The following is a 13,858-nucleotide window of genomic DNA, read 5'->3' as shown; positions in this document are numbered from 1 at the left end:
AATTTAAAAAGGTAATCACCGAAAATTTTTCAGTGATTACCTTTTGTTTATATCTATATATCCATAAGATTTCTTCTATAATTCATATATAATCTTCTTAGGATTCTCATATCTTCATCTACAATTAATTGTAACTCAGATAATTCCTTATAATTTTTATCATTAATTGCTTCTCTCATTTGAGTAAATAAGCTTCTACTTACATAATTATCTTTCATAAGTTTTTCTCTTAGCTTATTTATTTCACTCCATTTTTCAAGATCATACTCCATAAAATCATCGCCATTAGATCTTCTAATGTTTCTAATTTCATTAGAATAGTTTGGAAGAATTCTATGCTCTAACTCAGTAGTCCATCTTTCAAGTACAGCTTCCTTATATCCTTTAATTACTTTATTAGTTATTACTCCATCTTTAGTTAAAACATGTACTCTCGATTCATCATCAAAAGCTAATAAATTTTCATATACAGTACTTGGAGCCTTACCAAAATACTCTTCTCTTTCTTCCTCTGTATAGAATTCAAATACATCTTCTTCACTTCTATAACATCTGCCTTCCTCTAGGTAAGAAGTTTTTTCCCCTGGTTTTTTAGAAAGTTCTGCTAAAAGTTCTTCTCTACTTTTATTATTTGTAACTACATAGCTTATTCCATCTACCATAGATATTATAACTGAAGATAATACTAAATAAATATTTGTATTAGGATTTGGTGATCTCAACTCAAACCTAGTAGCCATTGGATTAATTGCATCTCTCACTAGTCCAACAAGAATAGTTCTATTTCTTGAAGGCACATCTTTAGTAAATCCTAAGGAAGTTACTATACATACTGGTGCTTCAAAGCCTGGTTTTAATCTTTGTAATGCATCATAATTTGAAGAAACAAAGGGGTTTATTACTTCATAATTCTTTAATACTCCCATTATTGCTCCATATCCTACTTCACTTAAAAAGTCTTTTTCAGCATAACTGTGGAATAAATTCATCTTCTTACCATTTTTAAGCTTTAAAGTAACGCCTACATGTAAATGTTCTCCATTTCCTGCTACCTCTTCAATTGGTTTAGCTTGGAATGTAACTTCAAGACCATTTTTTCTAAAAGTTTCTTTTATTAGACCTCTTACCAAAAGTTCATTATCACAAGTTTGAAGGGCTGTAGAAAACTTCCAATCCACTTCTAATTGTTCCATTATGTGAGTTAGAACTCCAGACTCAGATAGTTTAGCTTTAACTCCCCCTACTTCTTTATGACCCATTTCTGGTTCTAGTCCATATTTAGCTAATAAATCTAAAGATTTTTCCAGTGCTGTTCTTACAGGACCCTTAGTTCTCTTCCAGTACTGCTCCTTTAATACTTGGGAAGTGGATAATTCTTCTATTTCAGCTAATTCATTTGGAGTATTTACCCAAAACTCTAATTCTGTAGCTGCTGTAATACTTACGTCCTCTATTTCATCATAGTTTATGTCAAAGTTAGTTAAAAATTGTGGATTTTCTTCAAATAACTTCATCATAGAAGCTCTAAAGTGATCTACAGAATTTTTTAGTATGTACCTAGAATCTACGGCAACATCTTCATGGTATAAGTGACATGGCATTCTAATAGTTCCTACTGGTTTATTTGTTTCTTCATCTATATAATCATAATTATAATCTACATACCAATTACAAGTTAAATCAACCTTCATATCTACCTTTGCATTATTAAGGGTAGCTATTCCCGGTAATATTACAGATGATCCATCAGTCTGGACAGCTGTACCATGTAAAAATGTCTCAATATCTTCTATGAAATTTTTAACAGGAATTTTTTCGTCTGTATCATTACCTAAAAAGTCAATACCAACTAGAGAAACAAATCTTATTTCCTTATGCTGCTGAAGTATTTTTAGTAACTCCTCTTTATTTTGTTTATTAGTAGGTATTACAAATAATAAACTCATATAATATAAGCCCCCTTTTATAATTGTGTTCAATATTTGCATTATAGCATAATATAAAAACATTGAATATAATTAATTTTGTTAACAATAAGTTAATATATATAGTTTTTTTTAGACCTTTTATTAAAAATATATTAATTTTTTACTTTTTGTTAATATATAATCCTTTACATTGTAAGTTAAACCTTTTCACTTTACGTAAAATATATAATTAACCCAATATAAAATTTACCTAAATATTTTAATGTTTATAATATTTCTTTTCATTCAAATTATTCTTTCTATTAATTATACAATTTATACAAATTATAGAACTCTAAAATTACTCAGTATATTGACATAACTTTAATAGAATTATACTATTAATTTATTGGCTAAAGTTGACTAAATTTAGTAAATATATAGTTTATATTAGAAATTAAGGAGAATACATTTATGAAATTATTATTTTTCGATACTGAAACTACTAGTATAAAACCCGGTAATATATGTCAATTATCATATATTACTGTTGATACTAGCACAAAACCTCAAACAACAGTAGGTAAAAATTATTTCTTCACTGTAGAAGAAATGAATGAAAGTGCTGAAGCTATACATGGCTTTTCTTTAGAAAAGCTCTACGAACTGAGTAATGGAAAATATTTCGAAGATACTTATGAGGAATTTATAGATGATTTTATCAATAGTGATATAATTATTGGACACAATGTTCAATTTGATATTAAATTTTTAAAAAGCGAACTAGAATTTTTAGATATTCCTTTTAATCCTAAAGGTTCATTTTGTACTATGTCATATTATAAAGAAATATGTAAAGCTACTAATTCTAGAGGCTTATTAAAAAATCCTTCTCTTGGAGAAGTGATAAACTTTTTAAACCTTAAGGAAGATTTTCTTCAAAATAAATGTACTTCTCTATTTGGTGAGACATCTGGCTATCATGATGCAAGATTTGATACAACTTGTACTTATATGTTAGTAATTCAAGGAATAAAAACTGGATTAATTCCTCCAAAATTTTTTACTAATATGTTACAATTTAAGTAATACTGTGAAGTAAAACTTTTATTTTAGGAGTGATTTAAATGATAGCTATTAAAAATGTTACTATCCACACTATGGCGGAAGATGAAATTATCAAAAATGGTGTTATACTAATTGATAATGGCAAAATATGCAACCTTGGTTCAAACATAGCAATTCCCGAAAACATAGAAATTATCGATGGAAAAAATGGCTTTTTAATGCCAGGTATTATTGATGCTCATTGTCATATTGGAATGTGGGAAGATGGATTAGGATTTGAAGGTAGTGATGGAAATGAAACTACTGATCCAGTTACGCCTCATCTTAGAGCTATAGATGCAATAAATCCTGTGGACAAATGTTTTCAAGAAGCATTAGAGGCTGGTATTACAACTGTAGCAACTGGTCCTGGAAGTGCTAATGTAATAGGTGGAACCTTCGCAACTATGAAAACTTATGGGAAAACTATAGATGATATGGTTATTAATGAGTGTACCGCTATGAAATCTGCCTTTGGAGAAAACCCTAAGCGAGTTTATAGTGGTAAAAAAGTTACTCCAAGTACTAGAATGGCTACTGCAGCTATCCTTCGTGAAAATTTAATAAAAGCTAAAAATTATGTAGAAAAACAAGAAGCCTTCAAAAATGGTAATGCTAAAGCTCCAGACTTTGACATGAAGTTAGAAGCCTTAGCAAAGGTCATTAGAAAGGAAATTCCATTGAAATCTCATGCTCATAGAGCTGATGATATTCTTACTGCTATTAGAATAGCTAAAGAATTTGATTTAGACCTTTCTTTGGAACATTGTACTGAAGGACATTTAATAACTGAAAGCCTTAAAGATGAACATATAAAATCTATAATTATAGGTCCAAGCTTATCTGATAGAAGTAAAGTGGAACTGAAAAATTTAACATTTAAAACTCCTATGATTTTAAACAAAGCTGGAATAAAAGTTTCCATTATGACAGATCACCCTGTAATTCCACTTCAATATATATCTCTATGTGCTGCCCTTGCTGCTAGAGAAGGAATGGATGAAGAAGAGGCTTTAAGATCTATTACCATAAATCCAGCTCGTGCAATAAATGCTGAGCATAGAGTTGGTAGTATTGAAATAGGAAAAGATGCAGACATTATAATATATAATGGACATCCTTTTGATCTTAGAAATACTATTAAACTTGTAATGATTGATGGTAAAGTAGTTAAAAATCAACTTTAATTTAATTAATCATTAATTTAAGTATATAAATAAAATATAACAGAATATTATTAGGGGGATTCCTTATTTAGAATATACCTAGTTACATTAATATGTAGCTAGGTATATCCTATTATTACATATTATTCCACTTGCCTTTACAATTCTACCATAACTTACATTTACAAATCTTAGGTTAATTTGTGGACTTTAGTTTTAAATTTTGTATAATACTAATTACAGCATGAAACAATCTTTTTATAGATAAAACCTTATTCTTTAATCATTTTATATTGTATATATTAAATTCTATTTTATAAACAAATATATACAAATTTTAAGGAGGTAAGATTATTGATAGATAACATTAAAAAGAATTTAATTATTATTCCTTTAAGTATTTTAGTATTATCAATTGTAGCTTTAATTTTATTAAATATAGGTGCAGCTACAATCCCCTATAAAACATATTCAGATTTTTTACTGGACTTAGAAAGTAATAATATATCTAAGGTATCCATGTCTCAAACACCTAAAATTACTGTTATAGATAAATTTGGAAATAAATATTCTACAGATAATCCTAATAGTAATACTTTTAAAGAAACTCTTTTAAAAGAAGGTATTGCAGTTGAAAGTTCTTCCACTTTACCAACAAATCAACGTATAGCAGTTATATTCCTCAGTCTTTCTGCTGTAACTACTATATTTATGACTATAAAAAGGAATAGTTCTGGTGGAACAATGACTTCTATTACCGCAATTGATGGACAAAGTGTTTCTAAGGATAAATTTAGCTTTAATTCTGTAGCCGGTAATGATGAGGCTAAAGAAAGTTTAAAGGATATAGTAGATTTTCTTAAAAATCCAGAAAAATATGCTTCTTACGGCGCAAGAATGCCTAAAGGTGTAATTCTTTATGGAGATCCCGGAACTGGGAAAACTCTATTAGCAAAAGCTATAGCTGGTGAAGCTAATGTTCCTTTCTATGCTGTATCTGGTTCAGACTTTGTTCAGATGTATGTTGGAGTAGGTGCAAGTAGAATTAGAAATTTATTCAAGAAAGCTAAGACTCATGGTAAAGCTGTTATTTTTATTGATGAAATCGATGCTATAGGTAAAAAGCGTAGTTCTAATAAATCTGGTAATTCTGATGAAAAGGATCAAACCTTAAATGCTCTTCTAACTGAGATGTCGGGATTTAAAGAAAGTGAAGGTATTGTAGTTATAGCAGCTACTAATAGACTTGATATATTAGATGAAGCTCTTTTAAGACCTGGTAGATTTGATAGGCATATAGAGGTATCTCTTCCAGATATTAATGCAAGAGAAAAAATATTAAATCTTCACTTTAAAAATAAACCAGTAAGTGATATGAACATAAGAGATATCGCACATAATACAGCCTATTTTTCTGGTGCTAAATTAGAAAATTTAGTAAATGAAGCTGCTATAATTGCATGCAAAGAAGATGCTCCATATATCACTGATGAACATATGGATAAAGCCTTTTCAATAGTAGTAGCTGGTCATGAAAAATTAGATAAAGAAGCCCTTAAAGAAGAAGATATGAAAATTACTGCTTATCATGAAGTTGGACATGCATTGATTTCCCACTTAAAAGTTCCAGAAGAAAAAATCTCTAAAATAACTATAATCCCTACCTCTAAGGGTGCAGGTGGATACACTTTAACTATAGGTGAAGATAACACCTACCATAATCTAGATTATTTAAAAAGAAAAATCATGGTTTTATTGGGTGGAAGAGCTGCCGAAGAAATTATCTTTGGCGAAGAAAAAATAACTACTGGAGCCTTCAATGATTTAAAGAAAACTACCAATATAGTTAATAATATGGTATGTGAATATGGTATGGGAAAATCTCTAGGTCTTTTAAGACTTTCAGAAATGCAAGGAATACCTACTGATTATTATACTACAGTAGTACTAGAAGAGTGTAAATCTGTACTGGATGAATTGTATGAAGAAGTTAAAAACACCTTAAATAATAATTTAGATTTATTAGTTAAGCTATCTGAAGAATTACTTTTAAAAGAAACTCTATATACTGATGACATTCTTAATGTAATATATGGTAAAACAAGCTAATCTATGTACAATATTCTTTGAAACCTAGGGGTATTTCCTTAGGTTTTTATTTTAATGCTAATTATTGGTGTATCATTAGAATACTTGTACTTATATATATAAAAAGGCATGAAACCATTTTAAATTTTTAGGTTTCATACCTTTTTATATTTTATATAGGTAATATTACATGTTATACACTAGATAAGTTTTACCTGAAATTAAAGCTTATCTAGTTATATATCGTTTAAAATGCTATTGTAGCTTAGATAGTTCTACTGCAAGTTTTGCTCCAACCTTAGCATTATTAAATACTAATTGAATGTTAGATTCTAAACTTGATCCACCTGTAATCTCTTTAACCTTAGAAAGTAAGAATGGTGTACTCTCTTTTCCTACTATCCCTTTCTCTTCCGCTTCCTTAACAGCTGTTTCTATAGCATTATTAATTGTATCATAATCCATTTCAAATTCTTCTGGTATTGGGTTTGCAACAACCATACCACCCTCTAAACCTAAATCCCATTTAGCCTTTAATGCTTTTGCAAGGATTTCTTCACTATCCACTTTATAGTCTACTTTAAATCCAGATTTTCTTGTGTAGAATGCCGGTAATTCTTCTGTTTGGAATCCTACTACAGGTACTCCCTTAGTTTCTAGGTATTCACGAGTTAACCCTATATCAAGAATAGATTTACATCCAGCACATACTACAGCTACGTCAGTGATAGCTAATTCTTCAAGGTCAGCTGATATATCCATAGTCTGTGCAGCACCTCTATGAACTCCTCCAATTCCACCTGTAGCAAATACCTTAATTCCAGCAAGTGCTGCAATAATCATTGTAGATGCAACTGTAGTAGCTCCATTTAGTTTATTAGCAACTATAAAAGGTATATCCCTTCTGCTAGTTTTTATTACTCCAGAAGTTTTTCCTAAAAATTCAACTTCTTCAGTTGTTAATCCAACTTTTAATTTCCCTTCAAGAATAGCTATAGTTGCTGGGATTGCTCCATTTTCTCTAATTATGCTTTCCACTTTTAATGCAGTTTCTACATTTTTAGGGTAAGGCATTCCATGAGATATTATAGTTGATTCTAAAGCAACTACTGGCTTTCCTTCCATTAATGCTGCTTTTACCTCTGGGTTTATATCTAAATATTTTTCTAACATTATTTAATCTCCTCCAATTTTTTATTTATATTTTCCAAAGACATATTTGGATTAATAGTATCTTTATGAGTAATTGCCAGTGAAGAACAAGCTGAAGCAACCTTCAAAGTATGTATTAAATCAAAATTATTCATACATGAGTATACTAATCCAGCAACAAAAGCATCCCCTGCACCATTAGCATTAACAACTTTAACTTTGGGTGGAGTAAATAATCCTTTACTTATCCCATCATTATAATATACTCCTTCTTCACCTAGACTTATAAATACATTTTTTACACCTAAGTTTAAAAAGTAATCACTAACTTTTTCTACCTCATCCATAGTACTAATTTTCATTCCAGATAAAATCTCAGCTTCAATTTTATTAGGTTTTATTGTATGAAACTTATGAATGATGTCCTTTACCTTAACTGCCTTAGATGATGATACTGTATCTAAGAAAAATTTTGTATTTTTAAAGTTATTAACTACATACTCTATTACTTCCTTAGGAATATTAGTGTCTATAATACATATTCTAGAACTTTCAATTACTGATTTTTTAGTTTTAATAAATTCTATGGTCATCTTATCATAGATATCCATGGATGAAATTGCTACCTTCATATCTCCAGAATAATCAAGAACAGACATATATACTGATGTAGATTCTCCATCTAATTTAAGGCTATGTTCTAAATCTAAACCAATTTCTCTGCCTTCATCTATAATCTTACGACCATAAATATCATTACCAATAACAGAAATTAGTTTTGTAGAAACTTCTAACCTAGACAAATTTTCACCTATATTCCTACCAACCCCACCTAAAGAAAATTTTATATTTCCAGGGTTAGAGTCATTAAGTCTTAACTCATCATTAGAAAATCCTACTATATCTATATTAGTTCCTCCTATTATAGATACAAAATTTTCTTTACTCATTACATATCCTCTACCTGAGATGTATCCTTTTTTTATAAGGTTTCCTATATGTACTCCTACAGATGACCTAGTAATCTTAAGAATATCTGCTATTTCATTTTGAGATATTAAGGGGTTATCCTTTATAAGATTTAATATTTCTTCTTCTCTATTTGTCATCATTTTCTCCTCTTAATATTTGCTTATTTTATAAAGATTTGCTTACTTGATTTTAGCATACTATAGAAATTATTGCAATAATATTTTATCCAAAAATTTTATTGCAATAAATTTATATTTGCTTTTTCTCACTATAATATTCCTTAAAATTTGTAATTTATTACGAGTATGGAATTATATTATCTAAATTTATATAAATAATACCTTAATATTAGACAATGTATGCATTATTTTCTATTTAATTTTTATTTTATCCACTATAGTTTTAATTACTCTTAAATCATATAAACAATTCAATATATTGCACCATAAAGATTTTCGAGTTATAATAAAGTTTGTACTATAGGAGTCATTAATACAATGTCTTTATAATTTATACTATAGGAATGGAGGAATATTATGGGACTATTAACTTTTAAACGAGGCATTCATCCGCCTCATGGAAAACATTTTTCAGAAAAAAAAGAAATTGAAACCTATCTTCCAAAGGGTGATTTAGTGTTCCCTATGAGCCAACATATAGGGGCTCCATGTGAACCAATTGTAAAAAAGGGAGATAAAGTTGTAGTTGGACAAAAAATTGGTGCAAGCACATCTTTTGTTTCATCTAATATCTATTCTAGTGTATCTGGAATAGTTAAAAATGTAACACCTATGCTTACATCAAATGGTTCAAAGGCTATGAGCGTTATTATTGAAAACGATAATACCTATGAAGAAATAGCCTATACACCACACGAAAATTATAAGAATTTATCTAAAAATGAGCTATTAGATATAATTCAAGAAGCTGGTATTGTAGGTCTTGGAGGTGCATGCTTTCCAACTCATGTAAAGCTAAATCCACCAAAAGAATGCAATATTGATACTATTGTTATCAATGCAGCTGAATGCGAACCTTACTTAACTTGTGACCATCAGTTAATGCTACAATATTCTAATGAGATAGCTGAAGGTTTAGAAATCCTTTCTCAAATGTTTCCTGAAGTAAAAATCTTCTTAGGTATTGAGAACAACAAAAGTGATGCTATAACAATAATGAAAGCAGTTGTAGAACCTATTAAAAATGTTGAAATAGCAGAACTTAAAACTAAGTATCCACAAGGTGCAGAAAAACAGTTAATCTATTCTGTTACTAAAAGAGAAGTTCCAACCGGAAAACTACCTGCAGATGCTGGTTGCATAGTTCAAAACGTAGCTACTATTTTTGCTATAAGAGAAGCAGTTATTCTTGGCAAACCACTTACTGAAAGAATAGTTACTGTTACTGGAGGTGCAATAAAAACTCCAAAAAACCTAAGAGTTAAATTTGGTACAAGCTTGAGAGAACTTGTTGATTATTGTGATGGATTTAACGAAGAGCCTGTTAAAGTTCTTAGCGGTGGTCCAATGATGGGAACTGCACTATTTACTTTAGACATTCCTGCAATAAAAGGTACTTCTGGTATACTTTGCTTAACAAAATCAGAGGCTGTGCCTACTGTTGAATCAAACTGTATCAGATGTGGTAAATGTGTTAATGCATGTCCAATGTTCTTGCTTCCAAATAAACTTAATGCTCAAGTTGTAAGAGGCGATTATGAAAACTTTGAAAAGTTTGGTGGACTTAACTGCATTGAATGTGGTGCTTGTAGCTATTCTTGCCCTGCTAAGAGAAATTTAACTCAAACTTGCAAAGAGGGTAAAAAAAGAGTTATAGCTAATAAAAAGAAAAAGTAGAGGTGAACATAATGTCTGGAAATTTATATAACGTATCAGTATCGCCACATATCAAATCTAAGGAAACAGTATCAACTGTAATGAGAGATGTACTAATCGCTTTAGTACCAGCTACTGTAGCAGGTATTTATTTCTTTGGGAAAGAAGCAGCCTTAGTTATGATAACAGCTATTGTTTCTGCAATGCTAAGCGAATACTTATTTAATAAAATAACTAAAAGACCAAATTCATTAAAAGATTTAAGTGCAGTTATTACTGGATTACTACTTGCTTTTAACTTGCCTCCTACACTTCCTCTTTGGATGGTTGCTGTTGGTAGTGCATTTGCTATCATTGTTGTTAAATGTTTTTTTGGCGGTCTTGGTCAAAATATTATGAACCCAGCCCTTGCTGGAAGAGCATTCTTACTTGCTGCATACCCAAGTCAAATGACTGAATGGACTATAGATGGTGTAACTAAAGCTACTCCACTTGCTATACTTCGTAATGGTGGTGGATTACTTCCTGATACTCTAGATGCATTCCTTGGAACTAACTTAGCTGGATGTATCGGAGAAGTTTCTGCTTTTGCCCTACTTATTGGTGGAGCTTATCTATTATATAGAAAAGTTATAACATGGCACATTCCTGCTACGTATATTGGTACAGTTTTTGTAATCACTACAGTATTAGGTAGAGATGGATTTATGCAGGGAAATGGAATATATGAAATATTTATAGGTGGATTAATGCTTGGTGCTATATTCATGGCTACTGATTATACTACATCTCCTATGACTAGAAAAGGTCAAATCATATTTGGTGTTGGTTGTGGTTTATTAACATCATTAATTCGTTTATACGGTGGTTATGCAGAAGGTGTTTCTTACTCAATCTTAATAATGAACTTATTAGTTCCAATGATTGATAAATGGACGAATCCACGTGTGTTCGGAGGTGCAAAATAATGAAAGAAAATTTAAAATTAGGAGGAATTCTGCTTGCAATTACTGCAATTGCTGGTCTAATCCTTGCCTTTGCTTATGATATTACTAGAGCACCAATTGAAGCTAAAGCTAAAGAGGACCAAGCTGCTGCTATGAAAGTTGTCTTAGAAGCAGAAGAATTTTCAGAATTAACAGATGGTATTGCCGATGAAAACGTAACAGGTATATTTCAAGCTAAGACTAGTGGAAGTGATGCTGGTTATGTATTTCAAGTTAACTCATCAGGCTATGGTGGAAAAATTGAATTAATGGTTGGTATCGATGCTGAAGGAGCTGTTTCTGGTATTACAATTTTAAGTCATACTGAAACTCCTGGACTTGGTTCTAAAGCAAAGGATGATCCTTCTTTCGCAGCACAATATAAAGGTCTTTCTTCTGAAAAGGAACTTACTGTCGGTTCAGATATTCAAGCAATTACTGGCGCAACAATTACTTCTAAAGCAGTAACTACTGGTGTAAACACTGCTATAAATTACTACAATACTAACTTGAAAGGAGCAAAGTAGAATGAAAGAATTAGTTAATAGATTAAAAACAGGTATTATTACCGAAAATCCAGTTTTCATACAAGTACTAGCTATGTGTCCTACTCTTGCTGTTACAAGTAGTGTAAAGAATGCGGCAGGTATGGCTCTTGCTGCAACAGTAGTATTAATAGGCTCAAATGCTGTTATCTCTTTGATTAGAAAACTCGTTCCTGATAAAATCAGAATACCAGCTTATATCGTAGTTATCGCTACCTTCGTTACTTTAATACAGTTCTTATTACAGGCTTATATTCCTGACTTATATAAATCTCTTGGAATATTCTTACCTCTTATAGTAGTTAACTGTGTTATCTTAGGTAGAGCTGAAGCATATGCATCAAAAAATAAAGTAATACCTTCAATTTTTGATGCTATTGGAATGGGACTTGGGTTTGGACTTGCTATAGTTGTATTAGCAACCTTTAGAGAAGTTCTTGGTAATGGAACATTCTATGGAATGCAATTCCTACCAAAATCTTATGTTCCAGCTATGGTTATGACATCTGCTCCTGGAGCTTTCATAACTCTTGGTATACTTTTAGCATGCTTGAATCAATATAAGATTTCAAAAGCTAAAAAATCTGAAACTACAAAATAAGGAAGGTGAAGTTTAATGAAAGAATTATTTACTATATTTATAGGAGCCCTTTTAGTTAACAACGTAATATTAGGGCAGTTTCTAGGTATATGTTCCTTCCTTGGAGTTTCTCAAAAGACAGAAACTGCTAAAGGTATGGGTGCAGCTGTTACCTTTGTAATGTTACTAGCTACTCTTATTACCTTCGTGGTAAATAAGTTAATTTTAATTCCTTTCCATATGGAATATCTATCAACATTAGCTTTTATTCTTGTTATAGCAGCATTAGTACAATTTGTTGAGACTGTTATTAAGAAAATCCAACCAGGTCTTTATAGATCTCTAGGTATCTTCTTACCTCTTATCACAACTAACTGTGCAGTACTTGGTGTTGCTGTTACAAATATAGATAAAGGTTATGGATTAGCTCAATCACTATCTAATACTATTGGATCAGCTCTTGGATATGTACTTGCTATAGTAATCCTTGCAGGTTTAAGAGAGAGAATGGAAGATAATACTGATATGCCAGCTGCTTTTAGAGGATTACCAATTTCTCTAATAACAGCTGGATTAATGGCTATTGCTTTCTACGGATTCAGTGGTCTAGTTTAAAGGGGGAATTTAAATGGATTTATCAAATTTAGTGGCTCCTGTAGTCAGCCTTGGTGGTCTTGGATTAGTATTTGGAGCACTATTAGGATATGCAAGCAACAAATTTAAAGTAGAAGTTGATGAAAGAATCCCTCTAGTAAGAGAATGTTTACCTGGTGCAAACTGTGGTGGATGTGGATTCGCTGGATGTGATGCTTATGCAGAAGCTGTAGTTATGGGTACAGCTGCAACTAACAAATGTAGCCCTGGAGGTGCTGAGGCAGTTGAAAAGATATCTTCAATTCTTGGAGTTGAAGCATCAACAGCTGAACCAATGGTAGCTTTTGTAAGATGCAAAGGAACTTCTGATGTTGCAAGAGAAAAATATAACTATGTAGGAATTTTAGACTGTAACCAAGCTTCCGTAGCCCCTGGTGGTGGTTCTAAAGCTTGTGAATTTGGATGCTTAGGTCTTGGTTCTTGTGTAAAGGCTTGTGAATTCGGTGCACTATCCATAATTAATGGTGTAGCTTCTATAGATGAAGAAAAATGTGTAGCTTGTGGTGCTTGTATATCAGCTTGTCCAAAAACATTAATTCATCTTGTACCTAAAAAATCTAAGGTTAGAATAGACTGTAATAACAAAAATAAAGGTAAAGAAGTTATGGATGTTTGTGATGTAGGATGTATCGGTTGTGGTATCTGTATGAAAAACTGCCCTAAAGATGCAATCGAGATAGTAAATAATATTCCAGTATTTGATTACACAAAATGTGTTAGTTGTGGAATATGTGCAAATAAATGTCCAAAGAACTCCATATTAAACCTTAGAAAACCCGTATTAAAAAAAGAAGCAGTACCATCTCCTGCTAAGCCAGCTAGTGAAGCTACTTCTTCTGAAAATAACAATGCTACAGTATAAATAA

The 13,858-nt window shown here is 31.1% G+C and carries 12 protein-coding genes; 9 read left to right on the top strand and 3 right to left on the bottom strand.

Annotated elements, in window-relative coordinates:
* Positions 1–53 precede the first annotated feature (53 nt).
* Positions 54–1,946 (bottom strand): type I glutamate--ammonia ligase, encoded by a 1,893-nt coding sequence (locus ACTNBA_RS08770; protein WP_346846550.1) that lies wholly within the window; start codon positions 1,944–1,946, stop codon positions 54–56.
* A 435-nt stretch (positions 1,947–2,381) separates the two neighbouring features.
* Between ACTNBA_RS08770 and ACTNBA_RS08765 the strand changes: the two genes are divergently transcribed.
* The 3 genes from ACTNBA_RS08765 to ACTNBA_RS08755 all read left to right on the top strand — a co-directional run bounded on the left by ACTNBA_RS08765 (position 2,382) and on the right by ACTNBA_RS08755 (position 6,289).
* On the top strand, positions 2,382–2,996 hold the full coding sequence (locus ACTNBA_RS08765) for a 3'-5' exonuclease (protein ID WP_441073454.1): 615 nt from the start codon (positions 2,382–2,384) through the stop codon (positions 2,994–2,996).
* Between the two features lie 38 nt (positions 2,997–3,034).
* Positions 3,035–4,201, top strand: a complete 1,167-nt coding sequence (locus ACTNBA_RS08760) for an amidohydrolase (protein ID WP_441073452.1) — start codon at positions 3,035–3,037, stop codon at positions 4,199–4,201.
* 336 nt (positions 4,202–4,537) lie between these two features.
* A complete protein-coding gene (locus tag ACTNBA_RS08755) occupies positions 4,538–6,289 on the top strand; it encodes an ATP-dependent metallopeptidase FtsH/Yme1/Tma family protein (protein ID WP_441073692.1) in 1,752 nt (583 codons plus the stop codon).
* A 234-nt stretch (positions 6,290–6,523) separates the two neighbouring features.
* On the opposite strand, the gene ACTNBA_RS08750 is transcribed toward ACTNBA_RS08755, so the two are convergent.
* Both ACTNBA_RS08750 and ACTNBA_RS08745 read right to left on the bottom strand, forming a co-directional pair.
* Positions 6,524–7,441, bottom strand: coding sequence for a pseudouridine-5'-phosphate glycosidase (locus ACTNBA_RS08750; RefSeq protein ID WP_441073451.1), 918 nt, complete (start codon positions 7,439–7,441; stop codon positions 6,524–6,526).
* Entirely contained in the window at positions 7,441–8,529 is a 1,089-nt protein-coding gene (locus tag ACTNBA_RS08745; RefSeq protein WP_441073690.1) for a PfkB family carbohydrate kinase, read from the bottom strand. Before ACTNBA_RS08745 ends, ACTNBA_RS08750 begins: the two co-directional genes overlap by 1 nt.
* Positions 8,530–8,928: 399 nt before the next feature.
* Here ACTNBA_RS08745 and rsxC point away from each other — a divergent pair, with 399 nt between their 5' ends.
* Genes rsxC through ACTNBA_RS08715 form a run of 6 tightly spaced genes read left to right on the top strand, consistent with a single transcriptional unit; the run spans position 8,929 to position 13,854 of the window.
* Positions 8,929–10,248 carry an electron transport complex subunit RsxC gene (gene rsxC / locus ACTNBA_RS08740; RefSeq protein ID WP_346876960.1) on the top strand — a complete coding sequence of 440 codons (1,320 nt, stop codon included), beginning with the start codon at positions 8,929–8,931 and terminating at the stop codon, positions 10,246–10,248.
* Between the two features lie 11 nt (positions 10,249–10,259).
* Positions 10,260–11,195: an RnfABCDGE type electron transport complex subunit D gene (locus ACTNBA_RS08735; RefSeq protein ID WP_346846545.1), complete on the top strand. Its 936-nt coding sequence runs from the start codon at positions 10,260–10,262 to the stop codon at positions 11,193–11,195.
* The gene (locus tag ACTNBA_RS08730) at positions 11,195–11,740 is read left to right on the top strand and encodes an RnfABCDGE type electron transport complex subunit G (protein WP_441073450.1); all 546 of its coding nucleotides are present in this window, start codon (positions 11,195–11,197) and stop codon (positions 11,738–11,740) included. The genes ACTNBA_RS08735 and ACTNBA_RS08730 overlap by 1 nt, the downstream gene beginning before the upstream one ends.
* Position 11,741: 1 nt before the next feature.
* A complete protein-coding gene (gene rsxE / locus ACTNBA_RS08725; protein ID WP_035133661.1) occupies positions 11,742–12,359 on the top strand; it encodes an electron transport complex subunit RsxE in 618 nt (205 codons plus the stop codon).
* A gap of 15 nt (positions 12,360–12,374) precedes the next feature.
* Complete coding sequence (locus ACTNBA_RS08720) at positions 12,375–12,953, top strand: electron transport complex protein RnfA (protein WP_343828112.1); 579 nt, start codon at positions 12,375–12,377, stop codon at positions 12,951–12,953.
* Positions 12,954–12,966: 13 nt separating this feature from the next.
* On the top strand, positions 12,967–13,854 hold the full coding sequence (locus ACTNBA_RS08715) for an RnfABCDGE type electron transport complex subunit B (RefSeq protein WP_441073449.1): 888 nt from the start codon (positions 12,967–12,969) through the stop codon (positions 13,852–13,854).
* Positions 13,855–13,858: the final 4 nt, after the last annotated feature.

The organism is Clostridium sulfidigenes (assembly GCF_052067195.1).
Taxonomy (GTDB): Bacteria; Bacillota; Clostridia; order Clostridiales; family Clostridiaceae; genus Clostridium_J; species Clostridium_J sulfidigenes.
This window is presented reverse-complemented; position numbering and strand designations above follow the sequence as displayed.

Bases quoted from the DNA above. Each gene is read 5' to 3' on its own strand.
- ACTNBA_RS08770 (WP_346846550.1), bottom strand. From the start codon at position 1,946: ATGAGTTTATTATTTGTAATACCTACTAATAAACAAAATAAAGAGGAG.
- ACTNBA_RS08765 (WP_441073454.1), top strand. From the start codon at position 2,382: ATGAAATTATTATTTTTCGATACTGAAACTACTAGTATAAAACCCGGT.
- ACTNBA_RS08760 (WP_441073452.1), top strand. From the start codon at position 3,035: ATGATAGCTATTAAAAATGTTACTATCCACACTATGGCGGAAGATGAA.
- ACTNBA_RS08750 (WP_441073451.1), bottom strand. From the start codon at position 7,441: ATGTTAGAAAAATATTTAGATATAAACCCAGAGGTAAAAGCAGCATTA.
- ACTNBA_RS08745 (WP_441073690.1), bottom strand. From the start codon at position 8,529: ATGACAAATAGAGAAGAAGAAATATTAAATCTTATAAAGGATAACCCC.
- rsxC (WP_346876960.1), top strand. From the start codon at position 8,929: ATGGGACTATTAACTTTTAAACGAGGCATTCATCCGCCTCATGGAAAA.
- ACTNBA_RS08735 (WP_346846545.1), top strand. From the start codon at position 10,260: ATGTCTGGAAATTTATATAACGTATCAGTATCGCCACATATCAAATCT.
- ACTNBA_RS08730 (WP_441073450.1), top strand. From the start codon at position 11,195: ATGAAAGAAAATTTAAAATTAGGAGGAATTCTGCTTGCAATTACTGCA.
- rsxE (WP_035133661.1), top strand. From the start codon at position 11,742: ATGAAAGAATTAGTTAATAGATTAAAAACAGGTATTATTACCGAAAAT.
- ACTNBA_RS08720 (WP_343828112.1), top strand. From the start codon at position 12,375: ATGAAAGAATTATTTACTATATTTATAGGAGCCCTTTTAGTTAACAAC.
- ACTNBA_RS08715 (WP_441073449.1), top strand. From the start codon at position 12,967: ATGGATTTATCAAATTTAGTGGCTCCTGTAGTCAGCCTTGGTGGTCTT.